Annotated in this window: 14 protein-coding genes; 8 read left to right on the top strand and 6 right to left on the bottom strand. The window is 42.1% G+C overall.

All coding sequences use genetic code 11. The features are described from left to right. Positions 1-160 precede the first annotated feature (160 nt). The 3 genes from VJ786_RS03740 to VJ786_RS03730 all read left to right on the top strand — a co-directional run bounded on the left by VJ786_RS03740 (position 161) and on the right by VJ786_RS03730 (position 3459). The gene (locus VJ786_RS03740) at positions 161-1708 is read left to right on the top strand and encodes a helicase HerA-like domain-containing protein (protein ID WP_336557280.1); all 1548 of its coding nucleotides are present in this window, start codon (positions 161-163) and stop codon (positions 1706-1708) included. A 57-nt stretch (positions 1709-1765) separates the two neighbouring features. Further along, positions 1766-2680, top strand: a complete 915-nt coding sequence (locus tag VJ786_RS03735) for a sugar phosphate nucleotidyltransferase (protein ID WP_336557279.1) — start codon at positions 1766-1768, stop codon at positions 2678-2680. A gap of 98 nt (positions 2681-2778) precedes the next feature. Further along, positions 2779-3459 (top strand): TIGR02117 family protein, encoded by a 681-nt coding sequence (locus VJ786_RS03730; RefSeq protein WP_336557278.1) that lies wholly within the window; start codon positions 2779-2781, stop codon positions 3457-3459. A gap of 168 nt (positions 3460-3627) precedes the next feature. On the opposite strand, the gene dnaK is transcribed toward VJ786_RS03730, so the two are convergent. Further along, positions 3628-5550 carry a molecular chaperone DnaK gene (gene dnaK, locus VJ786_RS03725; RefSeq protein ID WP_336557277.1) on the bottom strand — a complete coding sequence of 641 codons (1923 nt, stop codon included), beginning with the start codon at positions 5548-5550 and terminating at the stop codon, positions 3628-3630. A 201-nt stretch (positions 5551-5751) separates the two neighbouring features. On the opposite strand from dnaK, the gene VJ786_RS03720 reads away from it, so the two are divergent. The 4 genes from VJ786_RS03720 (at position 5752) to VJ786_RS03705 (ending at position 10194) form a co-directional block, all read left to right on the top strand. Beyond that, positions 5752-6309, top strand: a complete 558-nt coding sequence (locus VJ786_RS03720) for a thioredoxin family protein (RefSeq protein WP_336557276.1) — start codon at positions 5752-5754, stop codon at positions 6307-6309. A gap of 272 nt (positions 6310-6581) precedes the next feature. Next, on the top strand, positions 6582-8015 hold the full coding sequence (locus tag VJ786_RS03715; RefSeq protein WP_336557275.1) for a phytoene desaturase family protein: 1434 nt from the start codon (positions 6582-6584) through the stop codon (positions 8013-8015). Beyond that, entirely contained in the window at positions 8012-8932 is a 921-nt protein-coding gene (locus tag VJ786_RS03710) for a TIGR01777 family oxidoreductase (RefSeq protein ID WP_336557274.1), read from the top strand. The genes VJ786_RS03715 and VJ786_RS03710 overlap by 4 nt, the downstream gene beginning before the upstream one ends. An 8-nt stretch (positions 8933-8940) precedes the next feature. Then, complete coding sequence (locus VJ786_RS03705; protein WP_336557273.1) at positions 8941-10194, top strand: YeiH family protein; 1254 nt, start codon at positions 8941-8943, stop codon at positions 10192-10194. Here the strand turns inward: VJ786_RS03705 and VJ786_RS03700 are convergent. Together VJ786_RS03700 and VJ786_RS03695 are read right to left on the bottom strand one after the other, a co-directional pair. Next, the gene (locus tag VJ786_RS03700; protein WP_167554324.1) at positions 10191-10964 is read right to left on the bottom strand and encodes a LuxR C-terminal-related transcriptional regulator; all 774 of its coding nucleotides are present in this window, start codon (positions 10962-10964) and stop codon (positions 10191-10193) included. The two genes, VJ786_RS03705 and VJ786_RS03700, sit on opposite strands and share 4 nt — an antisense overlap. A 118-nt stretch (positions 10965-11082) precedes the next feature. Further along, positions 11083-11850, bottom strand: a complete 768-nt coding sequence (locus VJ786_RS03695; protein ID WP_336557272.1) for a LuxR C-terminal-related transcriptional regulator — start codon at positions 11848-11850, stop codon at positions 11083-11085. Between the two features lie 214 nt (positions 11851-12064). On the opposite strand from VJ786_RS03695, the gene VJ786_RS03690 reads away from it, so the two are divergent. After that, the gene (locus VJ786_RS03690) at positions 12065-12874 is read left to right on the top strand and encodes a LuxR C-terminal-related transcriptional regulator (RefSeq protein ID WP_336557271.1); all 810 of its coding nucleotides are present in this window, start codon (positions 12065-12067) and stop codon (positions 12872-12874) included. Positions 12875-13228: 354 nt separating this feature from the next. Here the strand turns inward: VJ786_RS03690 and VJ786_RS03685 are convergent, their stop codons facing one another. From VJ786_RS03685 to VJ786_RS03675, 3 genes are all read right to left on the bottom strand, one after another. Continuing rightward, a complete protein-coding gene (locus tag VJ786_RS03685; protein ID WP_099366822.1) occupies positions 13229-15022 on the bottom strand; it encodes an acyl-CoA dehydrogenase FadE in 1794 nt (597 codons plus the stop codon). A 70-nt stretch (positions 15023-15092) separates the two neighbouring features. Continuing rightward, positions 15093-16265: an acetyl-CoA C-acyltransferase gene (locus VJ786_RS03680; RefSeq protein WP_336557270.1), complete on the bottom strand. Its 1173-nt coding sequence runs from the start codon at positions 16263-16265 to the stop codon at positions 15093-15095. 78 nt (positions 16266-16343) lie between these two features. Next, entirely contained in the window at positions 16344-16706 is a 363-nt protein-coding gene (locus VJ786_RS03675; protein ID WP_336557269.1) for a four helix bundle protein, read from the bottom strand. Positions 16707-16885: the final 179 nt, after the last annotated feature.

Below are 16885 nucleotides of genomic sequence, written 5' to 3'. Positions count from 1 at the left end.
CTTTTTTGAAATTTTATTATGAAAAAATTACAAAAGGATTGCCTTTAATCTGATTTCTTAATAATTCCTTAATGTACTTCTCTCAAAATTCTATTATTGTATAATCCTATTTAATTCCTATTTTCGGGTACAAATAGTTCAGTATTAGTTCAAAAATACCATGAAAGAACAATTTATTCAGAAAATTACAGCCTCTTATAGTCCTAAGGGCGCTTTTATACAATTGGGATCCGGAATCCTGAATGGCGAAATCGTAACGGATGCCAAGGTTAACCTGGCCTTGAAAATGATGAACCGACATGGTTTGATCGCCGGTGCAACCGGTACCGGAAAGACCAGGACCCTGCAATTGATGGCCGAACAGCTGTCCGATGCCGGCGTGCCGGTCTTCATGCTCGATGTAAAAGGCGATCTTTCGGGATTGGCAGAGCTGGGAAAAACCAATGACGCCCTGATCGAGCGTGGAAATGCTGTGGGTATCCCCTTTGAACCTGTCAGTTTTCCGATTGAACTCTTTTCCTTGAGCGGCAATCTGGGTGCTCCGATGCGTGTTACGGTAGAGGATTTTGGTCCTGTGCTATTATCTCGGATACTGGATCTGAACGATACCCAAGCCGGTGTATTGAGCGCGATTTTTAAATATGCGGATGATAATCAACTTCCAATCGTCGATTTCCAGGATCTGAAAAGGTTATTGAGCTACCTTTCGGAAGGTCCGGGAGCGGAGGAAATAAAAAGCGATTACGGAAAGATCAGCTCGGCAAGTGCCAGTACCATCCTTCGAAAAATTGTAGCCATTGAACAGCAAGGTTTGGCACATATCTTCGGGGAAAAGGAGTTTGATATCAATGATCTTTTCGGAAAAATTGATGGGAAAGGCGTCATCACCCTTTTGAATATTTCGGATATCCAGGATCAACCCTTGTTGTTCTCCACCTTCTTGTTGAGTCTCTTGGCGCAACTGTTCAAGAACCTGCCGGAAGTTGGCGATCTGGATAAACCAAAATTGGTGTTCTTCTTTGATGAGGCGCATTTGTTGTTCAACGGTGCATCCAAAGCCTTTTTAACGCAGATTGAACAGATTGTTCGCTTGATCCGTTCCAAAGGAGTGGGGGTTTTCTTCTGTACACAGGCAGCAACCGATATCCCGGAATCTGTTTTGGGACAATTGGGAAATAGGATTCAACACGCCTTACGGGCATTTACCCCTAACGATGCGGAGAACCTCCGGAAAACGGTGAAAACCTATCCGACCTCCGAGTTTTATGAGATAGATAAAATATTGACCTCCTTGGGAACAGGACAAGCCTTGGTGACGGTATTAAATGATAAGGGTATTCCAACGGAAGTGGTAGCCACGCATCTGGTTCCTGCCAGGGCAGTAATGGGTCCTTGTCAACCGGCACTATACCAGGAACTGGTCCGCAATTCCGAGTACAATGGTAAATACCATGAACGCGTGGAGCGCCGTACGGCTTCCGAAATCCTGGAAGAAAAGATGGGACAGTTCGAGGCGCAGGAAGCAGCAGAAAAGGCACAGAAAGAAGCCGAAAAAGCCTCTAAAACCAGTAGTTCCTCCCGATCTCGCAGGCAATCGCCTTTGGAGGCTGCCCAAAACCAAGCCAGCAGAACATTGGCCCGGGAAGGGGTGAAATTGTTGGGGAAACTGGCAAGTGGCATCTTAAATGCAATGTTTAAAAAGAGATAACAGTAAAATAGTATATTTGCGCATAGAAATTAAGAATACTAAACAAAAATTTATATTATGGGAAAACCTACTTTGGTAGTATTAGCAGCAGGAATGGCAAGCCGCTACGGATCATTAAAGCAAGTTGACGGATTTGGTCCACATGGAGAATCTATTATCGACTATTCAATTTATGATGCTATTCGTGCAGGATTTGGTAAAGTAGTTTTTATTATCCGCCAAGAATTTGAGCAGGTAATGCGTGATAAATTTGATGCAAAATTCGCCGGGAAAATCGAAGTGGATTATGCCTTCCAGGATTTCAACCTGAAGAAATTTGGTGTTGACAAGGAAATCGAACGTACAAAACCTTGGGGCACTGCCCATGCGGTTATGAGCGCTAAGGATGTCGTTGATGGCCCTTTCTGTGTGATCAATGCCGATGACTTCTATGGTTATGATGCCTTCCAGAAAATGGCGGATTTCCTGACCAACGAAGTTTCCGATACCCACATGTCCTTGATGGGCTTTGAAGTGGGTAATACCATGTCGGATTATGGCTATGTTTCTAGAGGGGTTTGTGAAGTCAACGAAGAAGGAAATATGGAATCGGTTACCGAACGTACGAATATCTATTACGTAACGGATGATAACGGGAACCGTAAGATCGTTTATGAAGAGAATGGCGTGCAGACAGAACTTCCTGCAGATGCCAGGGTTTCCATGAACTTTTGGGGATTCACACCTAAAGTATTTGAGGTATGTATGGATCTGTTCCCAAAATTTGTGGAAGAGAATGGAGATAATCCTAAATCCGAATTCTTTATTCCATCTATCCCAGATTATATGGTGAAGCATGGTATGGCGGACTTTAAAGTGATCCCTACCTCTTCAAAATGGTTCGGTGTAACGTATGTGGAAGATAAGCCGATCGTTCAGGAGAGCATTTCTAAATTGATTGCAGATAAAGTTTATCCGGAGAAATTGTTCTAAGCAGGAGCAGATTTAAAAGAAATATGGAACGGCTAAGGAAATTGATAAGGATTTCTTTAGCCGTTTTTCTTATTATTGAGGTTCAAATATAAACCATAATGAAAAAAGTAATGATCTGGTTGGGTTATGTATTATTGGGATTGGTGGTTTTCGGCTTGATCTATTTTTCTGCCGATGCGGTACTGTCACGTATTTCGCTGAATAAGCAGGATCCAAGTGACTCCAATGCGGAGATCCCATTTTATGTATTGTCCAATGGTGTACATACGGATCTGGTCTTACCCATTAAGGTTGGGGAACAGGATTGGGCCAAGGTCTTTCCGATCGATCATACCAAGGGAAAATCCGCAGATCATCGATTTATTGCTATTGGATGGGGTGATAAAGGGTTTTATTTGAATACGCCGGAATGGAAGGACCTAACCTTAAAAACCGCCTTGATAGCTGGGCTTGGAATTGGAGAAACCGCCCTGCATGTGACTTATTATAGAAATATGAGCTTAGGGGCGGATTGCAGGAAATTAATGATCAGCCAAGAGCAGTATCAAGCCTTAACGGATTTTATCTTAGCGAGTCTGGATAAGAATGCCCAGGGAGAGCCGATCTACATCCAAACCAATGCGCAATACGGCATGGATGATGCCTTTTATGAGGCAAAAGGGGCGTATAGTCTGTTTTATTCCTGCAATACTTGGTCTAATCATGCGCTCAAAAGAGCCAAACTTCCTGCTGGTGTGTGGACAGTATTTGATAAAGGTATTTTGAGGCATTATCGGTGATCATGTGGCTATGTCATCCTTCGACGCTGCTCAGGATGACATGGTGCTGCTCAAGATGACATAGCCCTGCTCAGAAAGACAAAAAAAAGGGAGTTTCCATTTGGAAACTCCCTTTCATATGATAAGGATAATTTAATGAAACCCCGAAGGATCAATAAATCGCTTAAATTATTTCACTTCCTCAAAATCAACATCCTGCACATCATCCGCTCCGCCTTGGTTTCCGCCAGTATTAGCTTGACCTTGACCAGCATCGCCTTGTGCTTGTTGATCTCCAGCGCCTTGGTTAGAAGCAGCGTACATCTCTTCAGATGCTGCATTCCAAGCGGCCTGTAATTCAGCAGATGCTGAATCGATATCTGCGAAGTTTTTCGCTGCATGAGCAGTTTTCAATTTCTCTAAACCTGCTTCAATTGGAGCTTTCTTATCTGCCGAGATTTTATCGCCATACTCTTTCAATTGTTTTTCGGTTGAGAAGATCAATGCATCTGCAGAGTTCAACTTATCCACTTCCTCTTTCACTTTTTTATCTGCTTCCGCATTAGCTTCCGCTTCTTGCTTCATTTTCTTCACTTCCTCATCCGAAAGACCAGAAGATGCCTCGATACGGATATTCTGCTCTTTACCGGTTGCTTTATCGATTGCCGATACTTTGATGATACCGTTCGCATCGATGTCGAATACTACTTCGATCTGCGGGATACCACGAGGTGCAGGAGGGATGTCTGTCAATTGGAAACGTCCTAATGTACGGTTCTGTGCAGCCATTGGTCGCTCACCTTGCAATACATGGATCTCTACGGATGGTTGGTTGTCAGATGCAGTCGAGAATACTTCCGATTTACGAGTAGGGATCGTGGTATTTGATTCGATCAATTTGGTCATTACACCGCCCATGGTTTCAATACCTAAGGAAAGTGGGGTAACATCCAATAGCAATACATCTTTCACTTCACCGGTTAATACACCACCTTGGATTGCAGCACCTAAAGCTACTACCTCATCTGGGTTAACACCTTTTGAAGGATCTTTTCCGAAGAATTTTTTAACAGCTTCTACGATTGCTGGAATACGGGTCGATCCACCTACTAAGATTACCTCATCGATATCTGAAGTAGAATAACCTGCGTTTTTCAATGCTGTACGACAAGGCTCGATAGTACGCTCGATAAGCGGTCCTACTAAGCTTTCAAATTTAGCACGTGATAAATTGCGTACTAAGTGTTTTGGTCCTGTTGCATCAGCAGTGATATATGGTAAATTAATCTCTGTTGAAGTAGTGCTTGATAATTCGATTTTTGCTTTTTCAGCAGCTTCTTTCAAGCGTTGTAATGCCATTGCATCTTTTTTCAGGTCGAAACCATTGTTCTCGTCAGCAAATTCAGCGGCTAACCAGTTGATGATCGCGTTGTCAAAGTCATCACCACCTAAGTGTGTATCACCATCGGTAGATTTTACTTCGAATACGCCGTCGCCTAATTCAAGAACAGAAACGTCATGCGTACCACCACCACAGTCGAATACCACGATTTTCATGTCTTTGTCTGCTTTATCAAGACCGTAAGCCAATGCTGCAGCTGTAGGCTCGTTGATAATACGCTCTACTTTCAATCCTGCGATCTCACCAGCTTCTTTCGTTGCTTGACGTTGCGCATCGTTAAAGTATGCAGGAACGGTAATTACCGCGCGAGAAACTTCCTGACCTAAATAATCCTCAGCCGTTTTTTTCATTTTCTGAAGGATCATGGCTGAAATTTCTTGTGGTGTATATTTACGATCATCAATTTCCACACGTGGAGTATTGTTGTCGCCTTTTACTACCTTATAAGGAACATGTTCGATCTCGTTTTTTGCCTCATCGTACGTTACACCCATAAAACGTTTGATAGAATAAACAGTTTTGTGCGGGTTTGTAATCGCTTGACGTTTTGCAGGATCCCCAACCTTACGTTCACCACCTTCTACGAATGCCACGATTGAAGGCGTAGTGCGTTTACCTTCATTGTTGGCAATTACTACCGGCTCATTACCTTCCATTACGGCTACACATGAGTTGGTAGTTCCTAAGTCGATTCCTATAATTTTTGACATATCTTGTTTTGTTATCTATTTACTTTTTTAAATTTTTCGATTTCATATTCTATCAACAACGCTTATGCCAAATGGTTTTTTCTCGTTTTGTCAGCGGAAACGCGGTAATTATTTCCTGCTATTGTCATTGGAATGTGACATTCTGTCATCATTTCTGAATTATCCATTAATTGATTACTTTTGTGGAAATAGAAATCAAACATGAATTTTGACGAATACCTGAGTTACTTCGAAGATATTTTAACAAACACAGAAAATCACGAAGCATACTCCAACGATGCAGATTACCTGAACTACACCAAGCTGAACTGGTCTAGGATGACCAGATGGCTTAAAAAGTTTGAACCTTCTGAAGAAATGAAAAACTGTATTCAGCAAATTAAAGATCCACAACATTGGATCGTTATCACTGAACCGTGGTGTGGGGATGCGGCACATTCCGTAGCGCAGATCTACCAGATTGTGAAAGACAATGAATTCATTGATTTGGATATCCAATTGAGAGATACTGAACCATACCTGATCGATGAATACCTGACCAATGGCGGCAAATCCATCCCAAAATTGATTATCCGTAACGATGTAGGGCATGATAAAGTGATCTGGGGCCCAAGACCTGCGGTATTACAAGGCATCTTTGAACAGATGAAAGCCGAAGGAAAACCTTTCGAAGAAATCAAGGAATTTATCCAACGTTGGTACAATGAGGATAAAGGCGAGGCAATCCAGAAAGAATTGATCGGATTATTAAGTGAATAGATTAATGTAAATCGTAGGGATTTCAAATCCTGATATATAAAATTGAGGTCAACCATTGGTTGGCCTTTTTTTATGTTGGCAGCTTCGTGCTGCAAGTAGGGTGTAAGTGAGTTGTAAGTGAGTTGTAAGTGCTAAAAGTCACTTACAACTCACTTACATTATTCTTTTATTACGAGCGGGACCAGTAAATAAATAGATGAATACTATGACCGTTTTTCTGAAAATACGGCAATTCGAATTTTAATATGTTAAATTAGAGGAAAGAGAAAATTTTGGCTAAATACGACGCGATAATTATAGGTTCGGGACCGAATGGTTTTGCTGCAGCAATAACACTTCAACAAGCTGGCCTGCAGACGCTATTGATAGAAGGTGCAGATAGCTACGGGGGTGGTATGCGGACCAAGGCATTGACCTTACCTGGTTTTAACCATGATGTTTGCTCGGCCATCCACCCCATGGCGCTGGCCTCGCCCTTTTTTTCGGAGCTTCCTTTGGCAGATTATGGTCTGCGGTTTACCTATGCAGAATATGAGGTTGCTCATCCTTTGGATAACCAACCAGCAGTGCTATTGCACAGGGATATGCAGGCTATGGAAAAGGAATTGGGAACGGATTTCCAACCATATAAACGTTTATATGCTCCCTTTATAGACAGGTGGGAGGAGCTTTCCGAAGATGTCATGGGGCCTTTGCGCTTTCCCAAGCATCCTTTTTTGATGGGTAGATTCGGATTGAAGGCATTACGTTCGGCAAAGTTCATTGCTGATGGTTTCCAATCCGAAAGGACGCGATCTCTTTGGGCGGGAATCGTTGCACATGGCATGCAGCCTTTGGATCAACCGGCAACTGCAGCCATCGGTATGATGTTAGGGACGGTTGCACATCGGTTCGGCTGGCCAATTCCGATCGGTGGTTCTCAGGCCATTACCGATGCCCTAGCTGCTTATTACCAAGCCTTGGGAGGAGAGATCCAACTGCAGACTTGGGTGAAGGATATGGCCGACATGCCATCCCATCGGATCTGTATTTTGGATCTGACACCTAAGCAGATCTTGAAGTTGAAAAACCTAAAACTATCCAACGATTATAAAAAACAATTGGAAGCTTTTCGGTATGGGATGGGGGTATTTAAGATTGATTGGGCATTGTCTGAAGCCACGCCATTTCAGGATACCCGCTGTCAACAGGCAGCAACCGTGCACCTAGGAAATAGCTTTGAAGAGATTGCACAGTCGGAATCAGACACCCAGCATGGACGCTTGAACAAAAAGCCTTATGTTTTGTTCGCTCAACAGAGCATGTTCGATTCAGGCAGGGCGCCTGTTGGAAAACATACAGGATGGGCATATTGCCATGTTCCCCTTGGATCGGAAGTGGATATGACCTCTGCTATAGAAAATCAAGTAGATCGTTTTGCTCCAGGATTTAAGGATACGATAATGGCGAGATCCGTCATGAATACGGCGGATATGGAAGCTTATAATCCCAATTATATTGGTGGGGATATTTCCGGTGGGGTGATGGACCTTCGACAATTGTTTACCCGGCCGACAAAATCCTTAACGCCTTATCGAACTTCGGATCCGAAAGTGTATATAGCCTCGGCATCCACCCCACCTGGAGGAGGAGTACATGGTATGTGCGGATTTCATGCCGCAAGATTTGCCTTGGCCGATCATTTTAACATAAAAATAACCCGATGAAGAAAATAGTAATCGCTGGTGGAACCGGCAACCTTGGAAAAATATTGACAAAAGAATTTTTGGAAAGAGGCGACGAGGTATTCTTATTGAGTCGAGAAGAGCATCAGTCTGACCATCCGGCCTTGCATTATGTGCTCTGGGATGGTGAGCAGCTTGCAGATTGGGTACAGAAGATAGAAGGAGCAGATGTACTTATTAACCTCACGGGCTTATCCATCAATAGGGTTTTTAATGAAAAGAATAAAGCTTTGTTGCTTTCCTCGCGAGTAGTTCCGACCTCCCTTTTGGGAAAAGCGATCGGAACCATGTGGCAACCCCCTAAAATATGGATCAATGCTTCCGGTGTTTCCATTTTCAACGGTAGAAAAACCTTACAAGATGAAAACAGTACAGATTTTGGTCATGATTTCCTGGCCGAATTGGCCAAGAAATGGGAAGCGGCATGTTTAAACACATCGACCCCAGACACCCAAAAGGTGATCCTACGGATAAGTCCTGTATTGATGCAGGGATCAGGCATGTTTGCCGAGTTGTATCCATTAGCGAAATTCGGTCTGGCCGGCAAGGTAGGGGATGGACAACAAATGGTTTCCTGGATACATCATGAGGATTTTAAACGATTGCTGCTTTGGGTCGCCGATCTGGAAAAGGCAGATCAGGTTTACCACGCCTGTAGCCCAAATCCTGTTTCCAATGCCGAATTTATGAAGTCCATCAGAAAGGCCGCGCATATGCCAATCGGTATGCCCTTGCCAGTTTTCATGGCCAAGATTGGCGCGAGGTTTAAAGGGGTAGATGCGAGTTTATTATTAGAGACCGTTCCTGTAACAACAATTTTAACCAGCCAAAGAGGCTTTACATTTAAATTTCCCTATATTCAGCCCGCAATTAGCGATTTAGCTGATCAATCAACTTAAACGAATACATGGAAAGAAAATCATTTGAACTCTCGGAAGATTGGGTAGTTGTTATCTTGGGTTTTGCTATTATAGCCTTGGCCTTATTTGGTATCGTTGTTCCAAAACCAAGTTTCAGTTGGGTGGATTCTTCGGAGTTGACCCAAAAGGTTTTTTCCGGCAATAACCTGTTGAGCATGGCTTCCCAATTTGGGTTGGTCTATGCAGTCGCCATTTTAGGAGCCATTCTCTTAAAGAAGAACCTGAAGGCCTTATTGATCGTCTTTCCAACGGTATTTGTACTCACTCTTGTGGCTTTGGTTTTGGCAGGTAATTCGACCATCAAAGAATATAACCTGGAGGCTGTTATTTTCAGTCTTGCCATCGGTCTGATCATCAGTAATTGCTTCAAGCTTCCGGAATGGTTCAAAAATGCCTTGAGCACGGAACTATATGTGAAGATCGGTTTGGTATTGCTTGGTACGACCGTGATTTTCGGCGATATCCTAAAGGCAGGATCGCTGGGTCTGATTCAGGCCCTGTTGGTCGTGGTTTCCGTATGGTATTTTGCCTATTGGGTTTGCCGCAAATTAAAAATTGATAAAGAAATGTCCTTGATGCTGTCCAGTGCAGTATCCATCTGTGGGGTATCGGCCGCTATTGCGACTTCGGGTGCCATCAAAGGTGATAATAAGAAATTATCCTATGTGATCTCCCTAGTGTTGATCACGGCTATACCGATGATGATCTTCATGCCTTACATTGCGCAATGGCTGAACCTCTCCCAAGAGGTTACAGGCGCCTGGTTGGGTGGTAGTATCGATACGACCGGGGCAGTAGTGGCCTCTGGATCTTTGGTGGGCGAAGAAGCCTTAAAGATCAGTACGATCGTAAAATTCTCCCAGAACGTATTATTGGGTATCGCGGCTTTTTTCATCAGTATTTACTGGACCTATTCCAAATCGGTTGATGATGAAACGAAGAAGGATAAGCCAACGTTAAGATTGATCTGGGATAGGTTCCCAAAATTCGTGGTTGGATTTGTTGCGGTTTCGCTCTTGTTTTCCTTTGTGATTCCAGCAGAAACGACAAGTCAGATCAAGGATAGTTTGAAGAGTTTACAGGGATTATGGTTTGCTCTAGCCTTTACATCCATTGGTTTGGAAACCAATTTTAAGGATCTGTTTAAACAGGATAACAAGAAGCCTTTTTATGCATTCATCATTGCACAGACTTTTAATATTTTGGTCACATTGATCATTGCATTGGCTTTGTTCAATTAAACCAGCCAACCCATTTCGACACAATGTTTGATTAAGCTACTGCTGTTGAAAGTTTGGGTCTTTTTGAGCATGTTCTTACGGTGTACTCGGACGGTCTGATCAGAAATGCCCAATTGCTGGGCGATCTTAATACTGGAATATCCTTTGGCAATGTAATTTAAAATATCCAATTCGCGGATAGTAAGTGGGTTTTTATGCTTTCTTTCCTGTGCAATTTTCTTGGACAGGTCAAATTGGTAAAATTCATCGATTCCATTCAGACCGATCACATGGGCCACATAGCTGTTCTTTTTACTGATGTGTTCGATATTGGTATGGATATTCAGCACGCTAATGATCTTCCCATCTGCATCCATGCTCACAGGAATGGCCTGATGATGGAATAGCTTGTAGGTCCCATCCTGCATTTTCATCCGAAAACAATAACAGGATTTGTATTGGTTGCTGTTGCTGATCAGTTTCGTGATTTTTTGATTGCAGACCTCCTCCGCTTTCAGCACATAGGATACATCATCGGGATGGATGATATCTACGATATTTTGGATATGAGTAGGGCTTTCTGTTAAGCCATGCAACTGGCAAAGGCTAGAATGGACATGGGAAAGGGATTGATTGGCAATTTCAAGAACATAATAATAGTAATCGCCAATGACCAACATCTCCGACAGCATCTTGATGATGGTATCGGAATCAATTTCATTGGATCGATGAGCAAATAATTCCGGGAATTTCTCCCAAATTAAAGCCAATCTATTTTCATTTTCATCCATGATCATTAATAATTAGTTGGTTTTCTTGCTGCTTTCTGTAGCTTATCCAATGTTAGGAATAAAAGCATATCCAGAAAATACCTCAATCGAGGTATTTTGCAAATAGATCATTAAAAAATTAAAGTATGCCCCATTCCAAGCATTTTTTAATGAGCAAATGGCTGCTGTTGGTATTTGTTTTTTTGAGGATGTTCTTACGATGAACCCGAACGGTATCTTCTGAAATAAACAGTTGCGCTGCAATCTGTTTGCTGGAAGAGCCTTTGGCAATCAGCGGAAGAATCTGCATTTCCCGTCGGCTGAGTTTTGGTTTTGGAACCTGTGCTTCTTCCTCGTAAGGGTCGAACTGCAGGTGCTTATTGATTTTATTGTTGCTCTGTATATGCACTAATCCTGAATTGAGCTGGGTGATGTGTTCAATATCGGTGTGTATGTTTAAGGCAATCTTGATTTTTTGTTCCTCATCGAGCACTAAATGGACCGCTTGATGTAGGAAAAGATGGTAACTGCCATCGGCCACCCTCATCCGGAAGGAATAGCTCATTTTGTTATGGAGGAAATCTCCATTGTTGATGGTCAATAATTTGTTCAGGATCAGTTTTTCTGCTAAGATCACAAATTCGATATCATCCGGGTGAATCAGCTCAATGATCTCGGTTAAGGATGTGGGAATTTCCTTAAAACCATGTATCCGTAATACATTGGGATGGACCTGTTTTAATTCGACGGAAAGAACATCAAATGTATAATAATAGTAAGGGCCAATAGAAAGAATTTCCGACAGGAACATGGTCAGATCAGGGTGATTCATGATTTCATTGGAGGCGGATAGATGCTGGTCGAAATTTTCCCAAGCATCGGAAAGTATATGTTTTTTCCGTTCCATGTTATTGGATAAATAGAAATTCTACGTCAGTTAATTCTTTGGTAGAGCTAAATTATAAAAAATATCAATGAATTAACCATTGCTCAAAATCCATGTTTTATAAGTTAGGATAATTCTAAATTTGTTAAATATTCTTGTTTATAGGGGATTAAAATTTGAAAAATACCCCAATTTGGGTATATGAAATTTTTATAAAAATAATTTATTTTAGGACATGAAGCTCGATAATTTCCTGTTCCGAAAAATTTCCCAATCCTTTCAGGAGTTCAGTCTGTATTCGCAAAAATCCTTGGGAAAAGCGGAGGCTTTGCAGCGAAAGAAAGAATTCGATCTCAATAATTACCTTAGGGTTTTCCATGCTTTTGATACCTATTTCTATTCCTTGGCTGATATCAGTACCCTAACGGTTATTGATGCTGGTGGACCTATCGAGCAGTTTACTGGTTATACCAAAGAGGAGGTCATCAAAAGAGGCTATACCTTGATGTTGAGTATTCATCATTTGAAGGATACGATTAGGGCAACAAGAGGAGGGACCAAATATTTTAAATATTTGTATGCACAGGAGCCAGAGAAAAGACCTTATATCAAGGTTAATCGTACCTTGGATTTGATTTGCAAAGATGGTCGGAAGCTTTTTGTCTTGGCCCAAAGTATTCCTGTGTTGTTCAATGAACATATGGAACCGATATATATGCTTAATATCTATTCGGATATTAGTGATCTTCAGCCGAGTAGGCAGTATTCCCATTATATTATTGATAGTTCCGATCCGGAACACCCCAAGAAAATCTCCCTTTTCGATAAGAACGATTATAGCGATTGTTTTCAAAGTGCTGTTTCTAAAAGTGAAATGCGGGTGTTGGAGTTGATTGCAAAGGGTATGGATAGTAAATTGATCGCAGATCAACTTTTTATTAGTGAGCATACTGTGAGGACGCATCGGAAGAATATATTAAGGAAAATGGAATGCAGTAATATGACGGAGGTGGTTAAAAAAGCGCTGCTGGAAGGGTGGCTTTAGGGTAGATTTTAGATGATAGATGATAGATGATAGATGTTAGATAATAGATTATAGATGTTAGACTTTCCCTGTCATCGCGAGATATTTCCGTCATAATGAGCCATACGTCATTGCGAGGAGGCACGACAAAGCAATCTTCCCGTCATCGGACCGAAGCAATCTTCCCGCATGTCATGCTGAGCGAAATCGAAGAATCTCCTCGTATGCAACCGTACAGATCCTTCGACTCCGCTCAGGATGACAAAGTTCGAAGATTGCTTCGTTCCTCGCAATGACGGCGAAAAAAAGGGCTATCTTTTCAGATAACCCATTTCCATAATCAACCTAAAACTTAAATACCGTATAACCTAATACCTAAAAACAGTATTTATTTTCTTCTATTAATTTCTTAGCAATTCGCTGTCTTGCATCCTTCACATTAAAAGGCGCAGCCTTTGTAAATCTACGTAAGCCAACCAACATCATGTTCAGTTCATCGCCTTCAGCAAAGGAATACAACGCTTCTTTACCCGCTACATTCACTTTATCGATCGCTGAATACAAATAAATCTTTGCCATATCAGCTGCATATGCGGCTTTTTCGCCCCCTACCGTATGCTGTAGTTTTTCAGCACGTAACAATACCGATTCCGCTACATACACATAACCAATAATATCAGCAATATTCATCAAAATCTCCTGTTCTTTTGCCAAAGACATCATCAGTTTCTGAACAGCAGAACCTGCAATCATCAATCCTGCCTTCTTAAGATTCGCAATGATTTTTTTCTCCGCTGCAAATGGCGCATCATCCTCCTCACCAAAATCAGGAATAGACATCAACTCATTGGCTACTGCCTGCGCAGGACCCATCAAGTCAATTTCCCCTTTCATCGCACGTTTCAATAACATATCAACCACCAAAAGACGGTTTACTTCATTCGTACCTTCAAAAATCCGATTGATACGCGAATCCCTGTACGCTCTTTCCATTGGCGCATCGGCCGAATAACCCATACCACCATAGATCTGAACACCCTCATCTACCGTATAATCCAACATTTCTGAACACCATACCTTGATGATGGCACATTCGATGGCAAATTGTTCCACCGATTTCAGCTTGGCTTTAGCCTCATCCATTCCGCCCGCGATCAATGCATCGTAAGCATCATCGATATTCTGACCGGCACGGTATGCTGCGGATTCCGTAGCAAATAAACGGGTAGCCATCTCTGCCAGTTTATAACGGATCGCTCCGAACTTCGATATCGGCAAATTGAACTGTACACGCTCGTTCGCATAATTGATCGCTGTATCCAACACAGAACGTGAAGAACCAATAGTTGCCGCCCCTAATTTGATACGGCCGATGTTCAGGATGTTTACCGCGATCTTAAATCCATTCTCGCGTTCAGATAACATGTTCTCAACAGGAACCGGACAATCGTTGAAGAAGATCTGACGAGTAGATGATCCCTTGATCCCTAATTTATGTTCTTCAGGGTTCATGGTAATTCCACCGAAATCTTTCTCCACGATGAATGCGGTCAGATTTTTATCGTCATCAATTTTAGCAAATACGATGAAGATATCCGCAAAGCCACCATTGGTGATCCACATTTTCTGACCATTGATCAGATAATGGGTTCCTTCAGCATTTAGCTTGGCAGAGGTTCTTCCGGAATTGGCATCTGAACCCGCGTTAGGCTCCGTTAAACAGTACGATGCTTTCCACTCTCCAGATCCCAGTTTAGGTATGTATTTGGCTTTCTGTTCTGCATTTCCATAATATAGGATTGGCAGGGTTCCGATTCCGGTATGTGCCGATAGGGCAACCGCGAAGGAGAAACCTCCACCTACGGCATCAGCCACCAACATAGATGTATTGAAATTCTTTCCGAAACCACCATATTCCTCCGGAATGGACACACCCAACATACCCAACTCTCCCGCTTTATCCATTAGGTTTTCCATCAGCCCTTCTTCTTGGGCATCAATACGCTCCAAATTGTTCAATACTTCCGTATCCAGAAAATCCAGACAGGTCTGACGGATCATCCTTGCTTCCTCGTCGAATTCCTCAGGGATAAAGATATCCTGGTAAGAAGTCTCCCTGATAACGAATTCTCCACCTTTTATTGCTTTGTTTTTTACTTCCTCGCTCATGATTATATTTTTTTTATTTAAAATATGGCTGATCTAGTTGTATAAAATTCTATTGTTTTAAATTGATTCTCTATAGCAATTCAAAAATTCCTGCAGCACCTTGGCCAGTTCCCACACACATGGTTACCATGCCGTATTTTTTATTTCTACGCTTAAGTTCATTCAAAACCTGTACGGTTAATTTAGCACCGGTACAACCCAGTGGGTGTCCCAATGCAATCGCACCGCCATTGACATTGACCTTCTCTTCATCCAATCCCAATTCACGGATCACCGCCAAAGACTGGGAGGCAAAGGCTTCGTTCAGTTCGAACAAATCAATATCTTCTTTTTTCAATCCCGCCATTTCCAATGCTTTTGGAATCGCATAGATAGGGCCGATACCCATAATTCTCGGAGGTACACCAGCAACAGCATAGCTCAGCAATTTGGCAACAGGAGTTAAGTTGAGTTCCTTCATTTTCTTTTCGGATACCACCAAAACAAAAGCGGCACCATCTGATGTTTGGGAAGAGTTACCCGCTGTTACAGATCCTTTTGCATCAAAAACCGGTTTTAAATTCGCCAAGGCTTCTAACGAAGTATCTGCTCGAGGTCCCTCATCCGTATCCACCACATATTCACGCGTAGCGATCTTGCGATCCTTAATGTAATTTTCCTTCACCGTGATCGGCACAATACCATCCTTTAAATGACCATTCTTGATCGCCTCCACCGCCTTTTGATTGGATTTCAAGGCAAACTTATCCTGATCTTCTCGCGAAACATGGTAGTCTTTAGCCACCGCTTCTGCCGTTAATCCCATACCCCAATACCAGTCTGGATGCTCCTTAGCCACCGTAGGATTAGGAACGATCTTCCAACCTCCGAACGGCATGCCCGACATCACTTCCACACCACCAGCAATAATCACATCTGCCATTCCAGATTTGATTTTTGCTACTGCAGTGGCAATGGTCTCCAACCCAGACGCACAGTATCTATTTACCGTAAGCCCCGGTACCTTGTCCGTATCCAATCCCATCAAGGAAATGAAACGTCCCATATTCAAACCCTGCTCCGCCTCTGGCATCGCATTCCCGACGATCACATCGTCAATATCTTCTTTATTTAAGCTTGGCACCGATGCAACCAAATGCTTGATCACCGTTGATGCCAAATCATCCGCACGCGTAAACCGAAAACCCCCTCTTGGTGCCTTCGCCACCGCCGTGCGATAACCTGCTATGATGTATGCTTCCATTTTGTTAAGTATTTAGTAGTGAGTATTTAGTAGTTAGACCTAAGAGTTGCTTTTCTTGTTTCGGAACTTTTTTCCTTTTTAACGTTTGTTGTTCCGTAATTTTTGTTGTAGGGAGAAATTCATTTTTTGGATTTCTTCTACTTGGTGAAGCAAATATTGTAAGTCTAAATCTGCTAAATAGCCTAAATTTCTTGATATAATTAATTGTGTTTCTACTTCATATGCTGATGCATGGGATATAGCTAAAAAATTGATGAATTCTTTGTCAGAATTCCTTCCAGCGCCTTCTGCAATATTTGAAGGAATGGAAACTGCTGCTCTGTTTATCTGACTTACCAAATTGAATTGTTCAATCTTGGGGTATCCAGCAGTAATTTTATAGACCTCCGAAACAAAGGTTATCGCTTTTTGCCAAACCAATAATTTCTTATAATCATGCATTCTTCCAAAGTATTTAGTGTTAGTTTTCGTGTCAGCCTGTGAACCATCGGAACATAATATAATGGATGAAAATTAACCCTTATGTCATCTATCAATAACAAACCATTAAATTTACTCTCGTTTCGTTATCCTAAATTTAATCTCGACTCGCTACCAATATCCTAGTCCAATCTATTTAG

The sequence above is a fragment of the Sphingobacterium tenebrionis genome (assembly GCF_037126265.1).
GTDB classification, from domain to species: Bacteria; Bacteroidota; Bacteroidia; order Sphingobacteriales; family Sphingobacteriaceae; genus Sphingobacterium; species Sphingobacterium tenebrionis.
Note: the sequence above shows the minus strand (reverse complement) of the source record. Positions and strands in the feature narration are given on the sequence as shown.

Excerpts from the sequence above, each read along its gene's own strand:
- VJ786_RS03720 (WP_336557276.1), top strand. The coding sequence starts at position 5,752 with ATGAATTTTGACGAATACCTGAGTTACTTCGAAGATATTTTAACAAAC.
- VJ786_RS03675 (WP_336557269.1), bottom strand. The coding sequence starts at position 16,706 with ATGCATGATTATAAGAAATTATTGGTTTGGCAAAAAGCGATAACCTTT.
- VJ786_RS03680 (WP_336557270.1), bottom strand. The coding sequence starts at position 16,265 with ATGGAAGCATACATCATAGCAGGTTATCGCACGGCGGTGGCGAAGGCA.
- VJ786_RS03705 (WP_336557273.1), top strand. The coding sequence starts at position 8,941 with ATGGAAAGAAAATCATTTGAACTCTCGGAAGATTGGGTAGTTGTTATC.
- VJ786_RS03685 (WP_099366822.1), bottom strand. The coding sequence starts at position 15,022 with ATGAGCGAGGAAGTAAAAAACAAAGCAATAAAAGGTGGAGAATTCGTT.
- VJ786_RS03710 (WP_336557274.1), top strand. The coding sequence starts at position 8,012 with ATGAAGAAAATAGTAATCGCTGGTGGAACCGGCAACCTTGGAAAAATA.
- VJ786_RS03695 (WP_336557272.1), bottom strand. The coding sequence starts at position 11,850 with ATGGAACGGAAAAAACATATACTTTCCGATGCTTGGGAAAATTTCGAC.
- VJ786_RS03700 (WP_167554324.1), bottom strand. The coding sequence starts at position 10,964 with ATGGATGAAAATGAAAATAGATTGGCTTTAATTTGGGAGAAATTCCCG.
- VJ786_RS03730 (WP_336557278.1), top strand. The coding sequence starts at position 2,779 with ATGAAAAAAGTAATGATCTGGTTGGGTTATGTATTATTGGGATTGGTG.
- VJ786_RS03740 (WP_336557280.1), top strand. The coding sequence starts at position 161 with ATGAAAGAACAATTTATTCAGAAAATTACAGCCTCTTATAGTCCTAAG.
- VJ786_RS03735 (WP_336557279.1), top strand. The coding sequence starts at position 1,766 with ATGGGAAAACCTACTTTGGTAGTATTAGCAGCAGGAATGGCAAGCCGC.
- VJ786_RS03690 (WP_336557271.1), top strand. The coding sequence starts at position 12,065 with ATGAAGCTCGATAATTTCCTGTTCCGAAAAATTTCCCAATCCTTTCAG.
- dnaK (WP_336557277.1), bottom strand. The coding sequence starts at position 5,550 with ATGTCAAAAATTATAGGAATCGACTTAGGAACTACCAACTCATGTGTA.